Origin of the sequence: Mesorhizobium sp., assembly GCF_004962925.1 — a bacterium.
GTDB lineage: Bacteria > Pseudomonadota > Alphaproteobacteria > Rhizobiales > Rhizobiaceae > Mesorhizobium.
This window is the reverse complement of record NZ_SUEO01000066.1, coordinates 26132-27329: the sequence shown is the minus strand read 5'-3', so window position 1 is coordinate 27329 and position 1198 is coordinate 26132. Positions and strand designations below refer to the sequence as shown.

The 1198-nt window shown below is 63.3% G+C and carries 1 protein-coding gene; it reads right to left on the bottom strand.

Going from position 1 to position 1198, the window contains the following annotated elements:
- Positions 1-191: 191 nt before the first annotated feature.
- Positions 192-1198, bottom strand: a 1007-nt coding sequence (locus E5W87_RS15460) for a DUF459 domain-containing protein (RefSeq protein WP_292398811.1), incomplete at its 5' end; no start/stop codon positions are given.

Here is a 1198-nt window from a genome sequence, read left to right as displayed (position 1 = left end):
ACGTACATTCGAGTACGTGAGCACCGGCCTACGCCGGCCGAAGCACTTATGATCGGTCGTGGCAGTTAAAGGCTACGGCCGGCGTAGGCCGGTGCTCACGTACTCGAATGTACGTTCCGCTCCGGTTCTCGAAAACACCCTCATATGACTCACAGGAGCGAGTTTCGAAACGGCCTCCGAGGAGCCTCGCATCAAGGATTGATCGCCGTCGTCGTGTCGCTTCCAGCGGCTGCCGCCGCAGGCTGTGCCCTGGGCGGCCAATGGAAGTCGTCGGCGCGGCCGGGCGAGGCATCGGGCGCCTTGCCCTCGACGACGAGTTTTTCGCCGAGCCCGTCCGCCTTTGCCGGCGGTGCGGCGCCGAGAAGCTCCGAACCGCCATCGAGCGCCGGATCGTTGAGGAGCATCGGCACGGTGCGATCGACGGCCATGGGTGCCGTAGCCGGTGCCGGCGCCTCGACGGGAGCGCCCGCTGGTGCATAAGTCGCCGGTGTGCCCGTGGGCGCGGTCATTCCAAGCATCTTCATCAACGGTTTTTCGGCATAGAAGGCGAGCTTGCGTTTGCCGGCTTTCGACACATAGATGCCGTCGTCGGTGCGCAGGCGAACCGGCTGGCCGTTGATGTCAGGCCCGCTCGTGACAAAGGCGCCGTCCTCGTCGACGAAACCGTCCCAGATGTCGACGAATTCGCCGCCATGACTTTCGGCCGTCGAGCGGTAGATGTCGTTGAAAGCCAGCATGTCGGAGGTCATCTTCGGCGCCTTGAATGCCGGCATGCCGACCCACAGATACGGTACCTTGGCCGATGCAATGGCCTTGCCGAACGCTTCGGTCCGGCGCTCGTATTCCTTGTCCCAACCTTCGGACCGCGGCTGTTCGCGCTCGTCGTTCACGCGCATTTGCTGCCGATCGTTGGATCCCAGCATGACGATTACGGCCGCGGGCTTTTCGGTCTCGATCAGCGACTTGATCTGTTCGGGCCAGTTGTAGAAATCGTCACGCACGAAACCGGACGAACCGTTGCTGCGAACGACGATCCTGATTTTGTTGTTTTCGGCAAAGGCGGTATCCAGACCTTCGGCAAGGCCGCTCGCCATGAAATCGCCGACCACCAGAACGGTGCGGGCATCCGGCGCCTTCTCGACAATGGGGGTTGTCGGCTCAGCCGGCCGGCGCGGCGCGGCGCGGGGCTTTTTTGCCC